We start from the raw sequence: 14,765 nt of genomic DNA on the forward strand, positions 1-14,765 counted from the left end.
GCACACCCTCCACATACGCACCACGCATCACCTACGCACGACGAAGAGAAGGACGAAGAAAAGAGGGGCACCCGGATCACCGGGTGCCCCTCTCGGGTGTCTGCTCAGCCCGCGAGGCAGGACGGGCCGAGCAGCACCTTGAGGTCGCCGAAGAGCGCGGGATCGGGCTGCACCCGGTGCCGGTCGAGCCGCAGCACGGTGGTCTTACGGGCGCCCTGAAGCTTGATCCGTACCTCGCTGTTGCCCTTGTGGTGGCTGAGGATCTCGCCGAGGCGACTGACCATCGGCGGGGTGACCTTGACGGTCGGAATGGTGATCACCACGGGCGCGTTGGTCCCGGCGTTCGACAGGTCGGGGACCTGCATTTCCATGGCGACGAGCCGTGGCACGTCCTCGCGCTTGTCGAGCCGCCCCTTCACGAACACCACGGCGTCCTCGACGAGTTGCGTCGACACCAGCTGATACGTCGCCGGGAAGAACATGCACTCGATCGAACCCGCCAGATCCTCCACCGTCGCGATCGCCCACGCATTGCCCTGCTTGGTCATCTTCCGCTGAAGCCCCGAAATGATCCCCCCGATGGTCACCACCGAACCGTCCGAGTAATCACCCCCGGTCAACTGCCCGATCCCCGCGTCCGCCTTGTCCGACAGCACATGCTCCAGACCGAACAGCGGATGGTCCGACACATACAGACCGAGCATCTCCCGCTCCTGCGCGAGCAGATATGTCTTCTCCCACTCGTCGTCCGAGAACTCGACATCAAGCCCGAACCCCGGCTCACTGTCCGCCTCGTCACCCATCCCGCCGAACAGGTCGAACTGCCCCTCGGCCTCCTTGCGCTTGACCTGCACCACATTGTCGATCATCGGCTCGTACTGCGCGGTCAGACCCTTACGGGTGTGCCCCATCGTGCTGAACGCACCCGCCTTGATCAAGGACTCCGTCGTGCGCTTGTTGCACACGACCGCCTCCACCTTGTCGAGATAGTCCGGGAACGACGCGTACTTTCCCTTCGCCTTACGGGACTTGATGATCGACTCGACCACGTTCGTGCCGACATTCCGCACCGCCGACAGACCGAACAGGATCACGTCGTCACCCTGCGCCGCGAAGTTCGCCATCGACTCGTTCACATCCGGCGGCAACACCTTGATCCCCATACGCCGGCACTCGTTCAGATACACCGCCGACTTGTCCTTGTCGTCCTTCACGGAGGTCAGCAGCCCGGCCATGTACTCGGCGGGGTAGTTCGCCTTGAGGTAGGCGGTCCAGTACGAGACGAGTCCGTACGCGGCGGAGTGCGCCTTGTTGAACGCGTATCCGGCGAACGGGACCAGGACGTCCCACAGGGCCTGGATCGCCTCGTCGCTGTAGCCGTGCTTCTTGGCGCCGGCCTGGAAGATGGTGAAGTTCTTGGCGAGTTCGTCGGGCTTCTTCTTGCCCATCACGCGGCGCAGGATGTCGGCCTCACCGAGGGAGTACCCGGCGATGATCTGGGCGGCCTTCTGCACCTGCTCCTGATAGACGACCAGGCCGTAGGTGACGTCCAGGACCTCCTTGAGGGGCTCCTCCAGCTCCTTGTGGATGGGGGTGATCTCCTGCTGGCCGTTCTTGCGCAGGGCGTAGTTGGTGTGCGAGTCCATGCCCATCGGGCCGGGACGGTAGAGCGCCGAGACGGCGGAGATGTCTTCGAAGTTGTCGGGCTTCATCAGCCGCAGCAGCGAGCGCATGGGGCCGCCGTCGAACTGGAACACGCCAAGTGTGTCGCCGCGTTGGAGGAGTTCGAAGGTCGTCGGATCGTCGAGCGGGAGGCTCAGGAGGTCGATGTCGACGCCCTTGTTGGACTTCACCATCTTGACGGCGTCGTCCATGATCGTCAGGTTGCGCAGGCCGAGGAAGTCCATCTTCAGCAGGCCGAGCGACTCACACTGCGGGTAGTCCCACTGCGTGATGGTCACATTGTCCGTGTGCCGCACCCAGATCGGGGCGTGATCCACGATGGGCTCGCTGGACATGATGACGCCGGCCGCGTGCACACCCATCTGCCGGACCAGACCCTCGACACCCTTGGCGGTGTCGATGACCTTCTTCACGTCCGGCTCGTTCTCGTACATCGCGCGGATCTCGCCGGCCTCGCTGTAGCGCGGGTGCGAGGCGTTGGTGATGCCGTCGAGATCGATGCCCTTGCCGAGGACGTCGGCGGGCATGGCCTTGGTGAGCCGGTCCCCCATCGCGTACGGATAACCCAGTACGCGCGCGGAGTCCTTGATGGCGTTCTTCGCCTTGATCTTTCCGTAGGTGCCGATCATGGCGACCTTGTCGGCGCCGTACTTCTCGGTGACGTACCGGATCACTTCGACGCGCCTGCGCTCGTCGAAGTCGATGTCGACATCGGGCATCGAGACGCGCTCGGGGTTGAGGAACCGCTCGAAGATCAGGCCGTGCGGGATGGGGTCGAGGTCGGTGATGCCCATGGCGTACGCGACGATCGAGCCGGCCGCCGATCCGCGCCCGGGGCCGACCGCGATGCCCTGCTTCTTGGCCCACATGATGAAGTCGGCGACCACCAGGAAGTAGCCGGGGAACCCCATCTGGATGATGACATCCATCTCGTAGTCCGCCTGCTTCTGGCGGTCCTCGGGGACAGCGCCGGCGAAGCGGCGCTCCATCCCGCGCCGGACCTCCTCCTGGAACCAGGTGACTTCGCTGTAGCCGTCCGGGATGTCGAACTTCGGCATCAGGTTCCGCGACTCGAACATGCCCGACGTGTCGACCTGTTCGGCCACCAGAAGCGTGTTCGCACACCCCTCCTGCCAGGCGTCCGACGCGTCGATCGCGTACATCTCGTCCGTCGACTTCAGGTAATAGCCGGTGCCGTCGAACTTGAACCGGTCCGGATCGGAAAGGTTCTTACCCGTCTGGATGCACAGCAGCGCGTCATGCGCCGTCGCCTCATGCGCGTACGTGTAATGCGAGTCATTGGTGACCAGCGGCGGAATGCCGAGCTTCTTGCCGACGCGCAGCAGGTCGTCGCGTACCCTCCGCTCGATGTCGATGCCGTGGTCCATCAACTCCAGGAAGTACCGGTCCTTGCCGAAGATGTCCTGGTAGTCGGCGGCGGCCTTGACCGCCTCGTCGAACTGCCCCAGCCGCAACCGGGTCTGAAGCTCACCCGACGGACACCCGGTCGACGCGATCAGCCCCTCCGACCACTGCGCGATGGTCTCCTTGTCCATCCGCGGCCACTTCTGCAACCAGCCCTCGGCATACGCGTCCGAGGAGAGCCGGAACAGATTGTGCAGACCGGTACTGTTCGCCGCCCAGATCGTCTTGTGCGTGTAACCACCCGAACCGGACACGTCGTCCCGCTTCTGATGCGGCTGCCCCCACTGGATCTTCCGCTTGTTGCGCCGCGACTCCGGCGCCACATACGCCTCGATCCCGATGATCGGCGTCACCCCCGACTTCTTCGCCGTATGGAAGAAGTCGTACGCCCCGTGCAGGTTTCCGTGGTCGCTCATCGCGATATGGGACATGCCCATCTCATTGCACGCGTTGAACATGTCCTTCAGCCGCGCGGCACCGTCCAGCAGCGAGTACTGGGTGTGGACGTGCAGGTGCGTGAACGGCGGTTTCGACACGGTGCGGCCTCCAGCGGAAACAGTCGGCGACGGTCTGGGGGAACAGCGTGGAAGTCTACGTCTCCGCACTGACAGTGGACGGGCGCTCGGGGGTACGGTCGGCCCGCACCCGGGATTCGCCGTGGCGTTTCCGGGGAGAACTCGTATCCGGGAAGAACGCGGCGAGTACCGTCACCGGGCACTAGCCGAAGGGCTCGTCCGTTGAAGGGGGAGGGCGTCACGGCACCTTCCGCCATGTCCCGCACGTCACGCACCATGGTCCCGCACGATCCGCACCAGGAGGCACCCAGCGATGTCGGTCCCGCAGCCCAGCGCCGAGCAGCGTGGCGAAGAGATACTCGCCGTTTTCGACACCGCCTTCGGTGAGCTGCTGGCCGCCGATCCGGCCGCGTTCCGGGTGAAGTTCCGCAAGATGGCGTCCTCGGCGTTCGCCTTCTACCGCGGCACGGCGTGCCTCTTCTACCACGACCTGGACGCAGTCGGCCCGGACGGGTCCGGCGGGAACACGGCCGGCGGTGCCTATCTGGACGACCGCACCGCGCGCGTGTGGATCCACGGCGACCTGCACGCGGAGAACTTCGGCACGTACATGGACTCCCAGGGCCGCCTGATCTTCAATGTGAACGACTTCGACGAGGCGTATGTCGGCCCCTTCACCTGGGACCTGAAGCGCTTCGCCGCGTCGGTCGCGCTCGTGGGGTACGGCAAGGCGCTGAGCGACGAGCAGATCACCGAACTGGTGCGGATCTACGCGGGCGCGTACCGCGAGCGGATCCACGCGCTGGCGACCGGCGCGAAGAGCGACGAGGTGCCGCCCTTCACGCTGGACACCGCCGAGGGGCCGCTCCTGGACGCGCTGCGGGACGCCCGCTCGCTGACCCGTTTCGGGCTGCTCGACTCGATGACCGAGATCCGTGACTTCGAGCGCCGTTTCGCGCCGGGCGGCGGCTCCATCGAGCTGGACGCGGCCACCCGGTACAAGGTCCTCGCGGCCTTCGACGGCTATCTGGAGACGCTGCCGGATTCGTCCCTCGACCGTCCGGACTCGTATCGCGTGAAGGACGTCGTCGGGCGGCGCGGGATCGGCATCGGGTCGGCGGGACTGCCGTCGTACAACATCCTTCTGGAGGGCAACAGCGACGCCCTGGAGAACGATGTGGTGATCTACCTCAAGCAGGCCCAGACCCCCGCGGTCTCGCGGCATGTCACGGACCGCGCGATCCGGGAGTACTGGCAGCACGAGGGCCACCGCACGGTGATCTCGCAGCGCGCCCTCCAGGCGCACGCCGACCCGTGGCTCGGCTGGACCGAGCTGGACGGTTCGGGACAGCTCGTCGCGGAGGTGTCGCCGTACGCGGTGGATCTGGACTGGTCCGACATCGACGACCTGGAGGAGATCGCGGCGGTCGTCGCCGACCTGGGCCGGGCGACGGCGACGATGCACGCGGCGGCGGACGACGAGAGCGGCCACTCGGAGCTGGTCCCGTTCTCCACTGAGCGCGCCATCGACGCGGCGATCGCCGCCGACGAGGACGGCTTCGGCGACCTCCTGGTGGACTTCGCGCACAGCTACGGCGCCCGCGCGCGGGGTGACCACCAGACGTTCGTGGACCTCTTCCGCAACGGCCGGATACCGGGCCTGTAGGGCCACGGCACGGAGCCACCGGCACCCCCGTCCGGCACCGGTCCGGCACCCGCTCAGCACCAGTCAGCACCAGTCAGGCACCCACAGGAACCCTTTAGGGGTCTCTTATGGGCGGCCATGGGACACTCCTCGGCGATGGACATATCAGGGACCCAGCTCAGGGCCGTGCGCGCGGCCCTGTTCACGGCGGTTGTCGTGACGCTCTCCACCGCGTCGCACGTCCTGCTGTCCCGGGCCCCGCTGCCGCTGGCCACCGTCGGCGTGATCGCGGCAGCCGTCTTCGGCGTCGCGTATGTGCTCGCCGGCCGCCGTGAGCGCGGCTTCGGCCGGATCGCGGCACTGCTGATCCCGCTGGAACTGGCCGCCGACACGGTGTTCACGACCGGCCAGCACGTCTGTTACGGACCGGCGGGCGGCCCGGTCGCGGGCCCCCTGCGCTCGGTCGGCCTGGACGTGCTCTGCGGCGGTACGGGTGTGGGCATCCCGCTGGCCCGGATGACGGGCGGCGAGGACGGCCGCACGGCGGCCCTGCTGGCCCAGGCCGAGCCGGGCACCGCCTGGCTGCTGCTCGGCGCGCATGTCGGTGTCGGACTGCTCGCCGCGGCCTGGCTGCGGCGGGGCGAGCGGGCGCTGGCCCAGCTCATCGGCGCGGTGGCCGCGAGCACGTTCCGGCCGCTGCTGATCGCGGTCGCCGCGGTCACGGCGCGCCGGGAGCCGGTGCGCCGCGCGCCCCGCCCGGCACTGCGCGCCCGGATCGCGCGCCCCCGGCTGTGGGCGCACTCCGTGGGACGGCGGGGACCGCCCCGTACGCCGGTCTTCGACTGAGCAGGATTCGGCCGAGCAGGAGCAGTCCCCCACCCCGTACCCGCCCTGGGCGGGTACGTCATCACACGGAGAACCCCATCATGAGCAAGAGGAACAGCCAGGCCGCGAAGTCGGCGGCGCGCGAGCGGCTTCGGGAAGAGCGCGAGCGGCAGGCGAAGAAGACGAAGGCCAAGCGGCAGGTGGTCGTGGCCCTGTCGATCGTCGGTGTACTGGCCGCCGCGGGCGGTATCTCGTACGCGGTCGTGCAGACGACCAAGCCGTCGTACTGGGAGTCCGCGAAGAACGCCAAGCTGGTCGAGCCGGCGAACACCTCCGGCAAGAACGGCACGACGGTCATCCTCGGCGAGAGCAGCGCCAAGAAGACGCTGACGGTGTACGAGGACCCGCGCTGCCCGGTCTGTGCGCAGTTCGAGCAGACCGTCGGCTCCACGGTCGACAAGGACCTCAAGGACGGCAAGTACAAGATCCAGTTCGTGGGCGCCACATTCCTCGACCGCACCGGTGAGGGCTCGCGCAACGCGCTCAGCGCGCTGGGTGCCGCGCTGAACGTCAGCCCGGACGCCTTCCTCGCCTACAAGACGCAGCTCTACTCGGCGAAGTACCACCCCGAGGAGACGGACGACAAGTTCAAGAACGACGCGTATCTCATCGAGATCGCCGACCAGGTGCCCGCGCTGAAGGACAACGCGAAGTTCCAGTCGGCGGTCAACAACGGCACCTACGACCGCTGGGCGCTGGAGATGTCGAAGGTGTTCGACGACAACAAGGACGGTGTCCAGGGCACCCCGTCGTTCGTCATGGACGGCAAGAAGGTCACCGACTCCGGCGGGCAGAACGCGCCGATGACGGTCGAGGCGTACAACACCGCGATCGACGCGGCCCTCAAGGGCTGAGCCACCGCCGGGCGGCCGGTCACCGGGCGGGCCGCTCACGGCGGCATACGGTGAAAGAGCGGGCGAGCACATGCTGTTCGCCCGCTCTTCGGCTTCGGCCCTACAAGGTCTCCAGGAAGCCGAGGGCCGTGCGCCAGGTGGTCTCGGCGGCCTCCTCGTCGTAGTCCGGGAGGTCCGGGTCGGTGTAGAGGTGTCCCGCTCCCGCGTAGCGGTACACCTCCACGTCGGCGCCCGCCCGGCGGATCTGGAGATACCAGGAGCTGAGCCAGTCGTCGGTCTCGAAGGCGTCCGGCTCGGCCACATGCAACTGCACCGGCAGTTCGTCCACGTGGGCGCCCTCCGCGATGTCCGAGGTGCCGTGCAGCAGGAGCAGGCCCTTCGCGCGTTCGTCGCCGAGGGCCAGGGTCTGCGCGATGGAGGCACCGAACGAGAACCCGGCGTACACCAGGCCCCGGTCCGAGTAGGGCGCGGCGGCCAGGACGGCGCGCTTGAGCAACTCGTCCTTGCCGATCTCGTCCTTGAAGGCCATGCCGTCCTCGACGGTGTCGAAGGTGCGGCCCTCGAAGAGGTCCGGGGTCCACACCTCGTGTCCGGCCGCCCGCAGCCGGTCCGCAGCCGCGCGCACCGCCGGCCGCGGTCCATAGGTCGAGTGAAAAAGCATGATGTTCATGAGGCCCATGGTGCCAGCCACCACCGACAACGCCGGCCCTCGTCACCGACGACGCCGGCCCGCACGGTCGGTACCCGGCGCCATGTTCAGGACGGGCGGGGTCCGGTTACGGTCGGGGGCATGGAGAACGTACTGCGTCCGCTGATCGTCATCGGTGGCTCGGTCGTGCTCACGCTGCTCGTCACCTGGGCGGTGGACCGGCTGCTGCGCCGGGCCGACGCACGACACGGCGAGACCCCGCTGTGGGGCCTCCTGCGCCGCTGCCGGCTACCGCTCCAACTCGTGCTCTGCGCGGCCCTGCTGAGAGGGTCGTACCGGGAGACGGGTCTCGCGGACGGGCATGTGGCGGGCGTGGGCCGGACCTTGACGCTGGTGCTCATCGGCGCCGCCGCGTGGCTGGCGGTGCGGATCGCGAACGCCGTGGTCGACGCCACGTACACCCGTTACGCGAGCGCGCACCGTGATCCCGCGCGGGTGCGCCGGGTGCGGACGCAGGTGACGCTGATCCAGCGGGTGGTCTCGGCGGTCGTCGGGGTGGTGGCGGTCGCGTCGATGCTGCTGACCTTCCCGGCGATGCGGGCGGCCGGTGCGTCGCTCCTCGCGTCGGCGGGAGTCCTCGGGGTGGTCGCCGGTATCGCAGCGCAGTCCACGCTCAGCAATCTCTTCGCGGGGTTGCAGATCGCGTTCGGGGACATGGTGCGGCTCGGGGACACCGTGGTGGTGGACGGCGAGTGGGGCACGATCGACGAGATCACGCTGACCTTCCTGACCGTACGGACCTGGGACGAGCGGCGCATCACGATGCCCGTGTCGTACTTCACCAGCAAGCCGTTCGAGAACTGGTCGCGCGGCGGTGCCCAGATGACCGGGACCGTCTTCCTGCATCTCGACCACAGCGCCCCGGTCCACGAGATGCGCGAGAAGCTGCGGGACATCCTGCGCGCGTGCCCGGCGTGGGACGGCCGTGACTACGGGCTCGCGGTGACCGGCACGACGCCCACCACGATGGAGGTCCGCGCGCTGGTCACGGCGAAGGACGCCGACGACATCTGGACGGTACGGGTCACGGTCCGCGAGCAGTTGATCGGCTGGCTCGCGGAGCACCATCCGTACGCGCTGCCCCGGGTGACCACGGCCCCGGCGATCCCCGCGCCGGGCGGCGTCCCGCATCCGGAGCACGCGCCGGACGGCGAGATTCCGCGCCGCGGCCGAGGCTGACACCCACCAACACCCGCCGACACCGGGCGACAGCCGTCAACACCCGCGCCGGCGCAGGACCGCACCGGTCCCCCGATTCACCGCAGGCTGCGGACATCCAGATGCCGTAGGACCCGGTCCACGACCTCCGGATCCGCGCCGGGCTCGCTGCGCGCCGCGAGGACCTCGTGGCGCGCGGCGGACAGCATCTCGCCCTGGATACGTCGGACCTTCTTGATCCGCTGGATGCGCTGCGTATGCGCCTCGCGCCGCTCGTCGTCGCCCATGTCGGGGCTGATGCGTACGCCGATCTCGAAGGCGCGGCGCAGCAGTTGCTCGGAGATTTCCTCGGGGAGTTCCTCGACCTCCTCGATGTCCTTGAGACGCCGGCGGGCGGCCCTGGTGGCGCGGACGGCGAGTTCCTTCTCGAAGGCGGCCTCGGCGTCGGTGTCCGCCCGGACGTTCAGCTTCCGTACCAGCCAGGGCAGGCTGAGTCCCTGGACGACGAGGGTGGCCATGATCACCCCGAAGGCGATGAAGATGATCTCGTCGCGGTCCGGGAACGGCGATCCGTCGTCCACCTTGAGCGGAATGGCGAGCGCCAGGGCGACCGAGGCGACGCCGCGCATACCGGCCCACCACATGACGACGGTTTCGCGCAGGCTCGTCGGGATCTCCTCGTCGACGTCCCGGCGGGCGTGCAGCCGTTTCGTCAGCCAGGTCGCCGGGAGGAGCCACAGCAGGCGGACGATGACGACGACGGCGACGATCGCCCCGGCCCAGCCGAGCATCTCGCTCCAGTGGCCCTGGGCGGTCCTGATGGCGTTGTGCAGTTCGAGTCCGATGAGTCCGAAGGCGACTCCGGTGACGAGGGTGTCGACGATCTCCCAGAAGGTGTTGCCGGCCAGGCGGGCCGTGACGTCGTCGGCGCCGAGCGCGTACTCGGCGAGGAACAGCGCGGTGACGAGTACGGCGAGCACGCCGGAGCCCTTGAGTGCCTCGGCGATGACGTAGGACACATAGGGCACCAGGAGGGTGAGGCCGATCTGGAGCGTGGGGTCGCCGAGGAGGCCCATCAGTTTGTTCGCGGCCCAGCCGAGCCCGAGTCCGACGGCGAGGGCGACGACGGCCGAGAGGACCAGCTCGAAGGCGGCGTGCGGGAGCGAGAAGCTGCCGCTGACGACGGCGGCGATGGCGACGTGGTAGAGCACGATCGCGGTCACGTCGTTGAACAGCCCCTCGCCCTCCAGGATCGACACCAGCCGGCGGGGCAGTCCGAGTTGTCCGGCGACGGCGGTCGCGGCGACCGGGTCGGGCGGCGCCACGAGCGCGCCGAGTGCGAGGGCGGCGGCGAGCGGCAGTCCGGGCACGATCGCGTGGGCGACAAAGGCGACGGCGGCCATGGTGACGAAGACCAGCGCGACGGCGAGCAGCAGGATCGGCCGCAGATTCGCCGCGAACTGCCGCCAGGAGGTGCGCTGTACGGAGGCGTAGAGCAGCGGCGGCAGGACGACGGGCAGGATCAGCTCGGGCGGGATGTCGATATTCGGGACGAACGGGAGCAGCGCCAGGACGATTCCGGCGAGGGTCATCAGGACCGGCGCCGGCAGCCGCATCTTGTCGCCGAGCGGCACGCTCACCACGGCCCCGAGCAGCAGGACGAACAACAGGGCCAACTGATTCACGGGGTGCGCTCCGACGACGGTTCGGCGAGGGTGGGGCGAGGGCTGGACGGGGCTGGACGGGGGTTGGACGATCAACGGGTCCAGCCTGCCACGCGTTTGGGCGGTAATCGGAACAAGAGTGGTCGAATTCGCCGACCGGGTGGCGAACTGACGGCGACTTTCATCCGATGTCTGTGGCGCACAGGGGGTTCCGGTCCGAGGTCGGTACGGGCACTATGCGAAGTGGCATCGATCAGGAACCAGAACAGGCACCACATATGTGACCGTCGGCTACAACTGCCGTTCCGCCGCTGACTGGAGTGCGTATGCCCTTCGCAGGCCACCCCGCGACGCCCGACAGGGCCGAACCCCCCTCGCCCCTGACCCGCCGCACCTTCGTCGCCGCCGCCGCGACGACGGGCGCCGCCCTCTGGTCGGCCTCGTCCGGCACCGCGTGGGCCGCGCCGGGCCGACCTGTCGACAAAGGCGTCCATGAACAGGACGTCCACGAACGGCTCGTCCGTGCCGCGTCCCCGCTCTGGCGGCGGCTGCCGACCAGTTGGCAGGACGGCCCGTTCCTCGGCAACGGCCGACTCGGCGCCCAGCTCTACGCGGGTGAGCGGGCCGGCACCCTGAAGCTGATCCTCAGCCACACCGAGGTGCAGGACCAGCGCGGCCAGTGGCGCGGCGGCATCGGCTACTCACGCCTGCCCATCGGGTACTTCACCCTGACCCTCGCCGGCACGATCACCGAGGTCGACTGGACGCTCGACGTGTACGACGCCGAGCTGCGCGGCACGGTCACCACGACGCGCGGCAGTGTGGCGTTCACGGCACTGATCCACAACGACACCGGCGCCCTCCTGGTGGCGACCCGGCCCAGCGCGGGCGAGGAGTCCGCCGCGTGGACGTTCACCTGGCTGACCGCCGCGACCACCCGCACCTCGGGCAAGCCCCCCGAGTACACCCCGAACCCGGACCCCGAGGTCGGCGACGGCTACGTACAGCAGCCCCTGCTCGCGGGCGGCGGCTGGAGCACCGCGTGGCGCGAACGGCGCGAGGGCGGCGGCCGGTTGCTGGCCGCGCATCTCGTGTACCGCTTCCCCGGCGAGGCGACCGAGGCGACCCGCGCGGCCAGAAGCGCGGTGGACCGGACCCTGGGGCAGGACCTGGAGACCTCGGTGGCCCGGCACCGCCACTGGTGGCACGGCTTCCACCACCGCAGCCTGCTGTCCGTACCGGACAAGCGACTTCAGTCCTTCTACGTCATCCAGCTCTACAAACTCGCGTCGGCGACCCGGTCCGGCGGGCCGACGATCTCCGAGTGGGGGCCGTGGTTCCCGGAGGTCGGCAACAACTGGACGGCGGTGTGGTGGAACCTCAACGTCCAGATCGGTATGGCGCCGGTGCTCGGCTCGAACCATCCCGAACTCGACTCGGTCACCAGCACGTTCGCCCAATTCGAGAAGAACCTGCCGACCTCCGTCCCGGCCGCCCACCGCGACGGCGAGACCTATGCGCTCGGGCACCCGTCGGACTGGCAGTTGCGTGCCGGCGACCAGTACGACGTGGGGACACCGGGCGGCGACCGGATCTCCGACAACTTCGGCAATCTCACCTGGGCCCTGCACAACGTGTGGCAGGCGTACCGGCACTCGATGGACCGCGCGGTCCTGCGCGATGTCGTGCTGCCCGTCCTGGCCCGCGCGATCAACTTCTACGCGCACTTCCTGCACGAGGGCCCCGACGGAATACTGCACCTCCCGACGACCCGCTCCCCCGAGTACGCCAACGCCGCCGATTGCGCCTACGACCTCTCGCTGATCCGCTGGGGCGCCCGCACCCTCCTCGACGCGGCACGGCTGCTGCGGACCGACGACCCGCGCGCACCACGCTGGCGGGACATCGCCCGGCGCCTCACCCCGTACGCGGAGGACCCGACCGCCGGAGTCATGATCGGCAAGGACGTGCCGCTCGCCGATTCGCACCGCCACCACTCGCATCTGCTGTGGCTGTACCCGCTGCGCGAGCGCACCTGGGACCGGCCGGGCGACCGTGACGTGATGCGCCGCAGCATGGACCACTGGGTGTCGATGCGGGACCTGTGGCACGGCTACAGCTATGCGACGGCGTCCTCGATGTACTCGGTCATGGACCAACCCGAACCGGCCCTGGACTTCCTGACCTTCTTCACGGATCTGAAGGTGGTCGCGGACTGCGCGATGACCCGTAACACCATGTACCGGGAGGGCCGGAACTTCGCCCTGGAGAGCCCGCTGAGCGCGGCCCAGTCGCTCCTCGACATGGCGGTGCAGGGCCAAGACGGCGTCGTGAAGGTCTTCCCGTCGGTCTCGGCCCGCTGGCCGGACGCCTCGTTCACGTCCCTGCGCACCCCGGGCGCCTTCCTCGTCGACGCGGACCGCAGCGCCGGTACGACGCGCTGGGTCCGGGTGCACAGCGAGGCGGGGTCACCGCTGACCGTCCAGCACGGGATACCGGGCGCCGTGACGGTACGGGACGAGCGGGGCCGTCCGCTGCCGTGGCGCGAGACCGGGCCCGGCCGGGTACGCGTCAACCTGCCGAGGGAACGCACCGCCGTGATCACACCGAAGGGCGGGACGGCCGGCACCGGCCCGCGTGACGTGCCCTCGCTGGGGGCGTGGACGGGGTGGGGGCTGCCGGACTGACGAGACCCGCTCCACCGGCCTACGGTGAGGGAGGCTTACGGCGTCGAGCCGCTTACGGTCGCCGGAGCCGCTTACGGTCGGAGTGGCTTGCGCATCGCCCGGTGCGGGATCCCGGCGTCGGGGAACTCGGGCCCGTACGCCTCGTACCCCAGCCGCTCGTAGAAGCCGAGCGCGTGGGTCTGCGCGTGCAGGTCCACCGCGCTCAGCCCGGTCTCCCGGGCCGCGTCCTCGATGCCCCGCACCAGCGCGGCCCCGACCCCCAGGCCACGGGCGGCCCCGACGACCGCGAGCCGTCCGAGCGAGCCGACGGCGGGGTCGCCGCCGGTCCGGTCGAGCGCCGCGGGACCGTGCAGCAGCCGACCCGTGCCGAGCGGCACCCCGTCGGCGCTGATGGCCAGTAGATGCAGGGCTTCGGCGTCGAACGCGTCGTACTCGATGTCCTCGGGGACCCGCTGTTCCCCGACGAAGACCTCTTTGCGGACCGCGAAGCACGCCGCGCGGTCGCTGTCGTCCCCGGCCACGCGCACCACGAACGCGCCCGCCCCGGTGGGGGCGCCGGTAGGGGCGTTCACGCGCTCTCCGCGCGGACCCGGTCGAGCGCCTGCTGAAGATCGTCGGGATAGCTGCTCTCGAACTCCACCCAGCGGGCCTCGCCGGGGTGCTCGAAACCGAGCCGCATCGCGTGCAGCCACTGCCGGGTCAGACCGAGCCGCTTGGCGAGCGTGGGATCTGCGCCATAGGTCAGATCGCCGACGCACGGGTGCCGGTGGGCCGCCATGTGCACCCGGATCTGATGCGTACGGCCCGTCTCCAGCTTGATGTCGAGCAGCGAGGCCGCGCGGAACGCCTCGATCAGGTCGTAGTGCGTGACGGACGGCTTGCCCTCGGCGGTGACCGCCCACTTGTAGTCGTGGTTCGGGTGCCGTCCGATGGGAGCGTCGATGGTGCCGCTGGTCGGGTCGGGGTGGCCCTGCACCAGCGCGTGATAGCGCTTGTCGACCGTGCGCTCCCGGAACTGCTGCTTCAGCGAGCTGTACGCGTACTCCGACTTGGCCACCACCATCAGGCCCGAGGTCCCGACGTCGAGCCGGTGCACGATGCCCTGGCGCTCGGACGCGCCGGAGGTGGAGATGCGGTACCCGGCGGCGGCGAGGCCACCGATCACCGTGGTGCCGGTCCAGCCCGGGCTGGGGTGCGCGGCGACACCGACCGGCTTGTCGATGACGACCACATCGTCGTCGTCGTACACGATCTCCATGCCCTCGACCGGCTCGGCGACGATCTGCACGGGCGCGGGGGCCCCGGGCATCTCGACCTCCAGCCAGGCGCCGCCCCGCACCCGCTCGGACTTGCCGACCGCCGTGCCGTCGACCAGCACCTTGCCCGCCGCGGCCAGCTCGGCCGCCTTGGTACGGGAGAAGCCGAACATCCGGGAGATGGCGGCGTCGACGCGCTCGCCCTCCAGGCCGTCCGGCACGGGCAGGGTTCGGATCTCGGGAAGCGTACTCACCTGTCGAGTATGCCGGACGCCTCGGACACC

The 14,765-nt window shown here is 69.3% G+C and carries 10 protein-coding genes; 5 read left to right on the forward strand and 5 right to left on the reverse strand.

The genetic code is table 11. From position 1 onward, the window contains the following. Positions 1-104: 104 nt before the first annotated feature. Complete coding sequence (gene dnaE, locus ACFVT5_RS24295) at positions 105-3,644, reverse strand: DNA polymerase III subunit alpha (RefSeq protein ID WP_389891648.1); 3,540 nt, start codon at positions 3,642-3,644, stop codon at positions 105-107. Positions 3,645-3,936: 292 nt separating this feature from the next. On the opposite strand from dnaE, the gene ACFVT5_RS24300 reads away from it, so the two are divergent. The 3 genes from ACFVT5_RS24300 to ACFVT5_RS24310 all read left to right on the forward strand — a co-directional run bounded on the left by ACFVT5_RS24300 (position 3,937) and on the right by ACFVT5_RS24310 (position 7,007). Further along, on the forward strand, positions 3,937-5,289 hold the full coding sequence (locus ACFVT5_RS24300; protein ID WP_389891651.1) for a DUF2252 domain-containing protein: 1,353 nt from the start codon (positions 3,937-3,939) through the stop codon (positions 5,287-5,289). A 135-nt stretch (positions 5,290-5,424) separates the two neighbouring features. Further along, the gene (locus ACFVT5_RS24305) at positions 5,425-6,114 is read left to right on the forward strand and encodes a hypothetical protein (RefSeq protein ID WP_389891654.1); all 690 of its coding nucleotides are present in this window, start codon (positions 5,425-5,427) and stop codon (positions 6,112-6,114) included. 80 nt (positions 6,115-6,194) lie between these two features. Beyond that, entirely contained in the window at positions 6,195-7,007 is an 813-nt protein-coding gene (locus tag ACFVT5_RS24310) for a DsbA family protein (RefSeq protein ID WP_389891657.1), read from the forward strand. Positions 7,008-7,107: 100 nt separating this feature from the next. Here ACFVT5_RS24310 and ACFVT5_RS24315 read toward each other — a convergent pair whose 3' ends face one another. Continuing rightward, positions 7,108-7,677: a dienelactone hydrolase family protein gene (locus tag ACFVT5_RS24315; protein WP_389891660.1), complete on the reverse strand. Its 570-nt coding sequence runs from the start codon at positions 7,675-7,677 to the stop codon at positions 7,108-7,110. A 120-nt stretch (positions 7,678-7,797) separates the two neighbouring features. Between ACFVT5_RS24315 and ACFVT5_RS24320 the strand changes: the two genes are divergently transcribed. Continuing rightward, positions 7,798-8,895 (forward strand): mechanosensitive ion channel family protein, encoded by a 1,098-nt coding sequence (locus tag ACFVT5_RS24320; RefSeq protein ID WP_389891663.1) that lies wholly within the window; start codon positions 7,798-7,800, stop codon positions 8,893-8,895. Positions 8,896-8,972: 77 nt separating this feature from the next. On the opposite strand, the gene ACFVT5_RS24325 is transcribed toward ACFVT5_RS24320, so the two are convergent. Further along, positions 8,973-10,559, reverse strand: a complete 1,587-nt coding sequence (locus tag ACFVT5_RS24325) for a Na+/H+ antiporter (RefSeq protein ID WP_389891666.1) — start codon at positions 10,557-10,559, stop codon at positions 8,973-8,975. Positions 10,560-10,864: 305 nt separating this feature from the next. On the opposite strand from ACFVT5_RS24325, the gene ACFVT5_RS24330 reads away from it, so the two are divergent. Next, complete coding sequence (locus ACFVT5_RS24330; protein ID WP_389891669.1) at positions 10,865-13,225, forward strand: hypothetical protein; 2,361 nt, start codon at positions 10,865-10,867, stop codon at positions 13,223-13,225. Positions 13,226-13,296: 71 nt separating this feature from the next. Here the strand turns inward: ACFVT5_RS24330 and ACFVT5_RS24335 are convergent, their stop codons facing one another. Both ACFVT5_RS24335 and ACFVT5_RS24340 read right to left on the reverse strand, forming a co-directional pair. Then, positions 13,297-13,797, reverse strand: coding sequence for a GNAT family N-acetyltransferase (locus ACFVT5_RS24335; RefSeq protein WP_389891671.1), 501 nt, complete (start codon positions 13,795-13,797; stop codon positions 13,297-13,299). Then, complete coding sequence (locus ACFVT5_RS24340; RefSeq protein WP_389891674.1) at positions 13,794-14,735, reverse strand: RluA family pseudouridine synthase; 942 nt, start codon at positions 14,733-14,735, stop codon at positions 13,794-13,796. Before ACFVT5_RS24340 ends, ACFVT5_RS24335 begins: the two co-directional genes overlap by 4 nt. Between the last annotated feature and the right edge of the window lie 30 nt (positions 14,736-14,765).

The organism is Streptomyces sp. NPDC058001, assembly GCF_042886315.1.
Lineage (GTDB): Bacteria > Actinomycetota > Actinomycetes > Streptomycetales > Streptomycetaceae > Streptomyces.

Bases quoted from the DNA above. Each gene is read 5' to 3' on its own strand.
- ACFVT5_RS24300 (WP_389891651.1), top strand. From the start codon at position 3,937: ATGTCGGTCCCGCAGCCCAGCGCCGAGCAGCGTGGCGAAGAGATACTC.
- ACFVT5_RS24305 (WP_389891654.1), top strand. From the start codon at position 5,425: ATGGACATATCAGGGACCCAGCTCAGGGCCGTGCGCGCGGCCCTGTTC.
- ACFVT5_RS24310 (WP_389891657.1), top strand. From the start codon at position 6,195: ATGAGCAAGAGGAACAGCCAGGCCGCGAAGTCGGCGGCGCGCGAGCGG.
- ACFVT5_RS24315 (WP_389891660.1), bottom strand. From the start codon at position 7,677: ATGAACATCATGCTTTTTCACTCGACCTATGGACCGCGGCCGGCGGTG.
- ACFVT5_RS24320 (WP_389891663.1), top strand. From the start codon at position 7,798: ATGGAGAACGTACTGCGTCCGCTGATCGTCATCGGTGGCTCGGTCGTG.
- ACFVT5_RS24330 (WP_389891669.1), top strand. From the start codon at position 10,865: ATGCCCTTCGCAGGCCACCCCGCGACGCCCGACAGGGCCGAACCCCCC.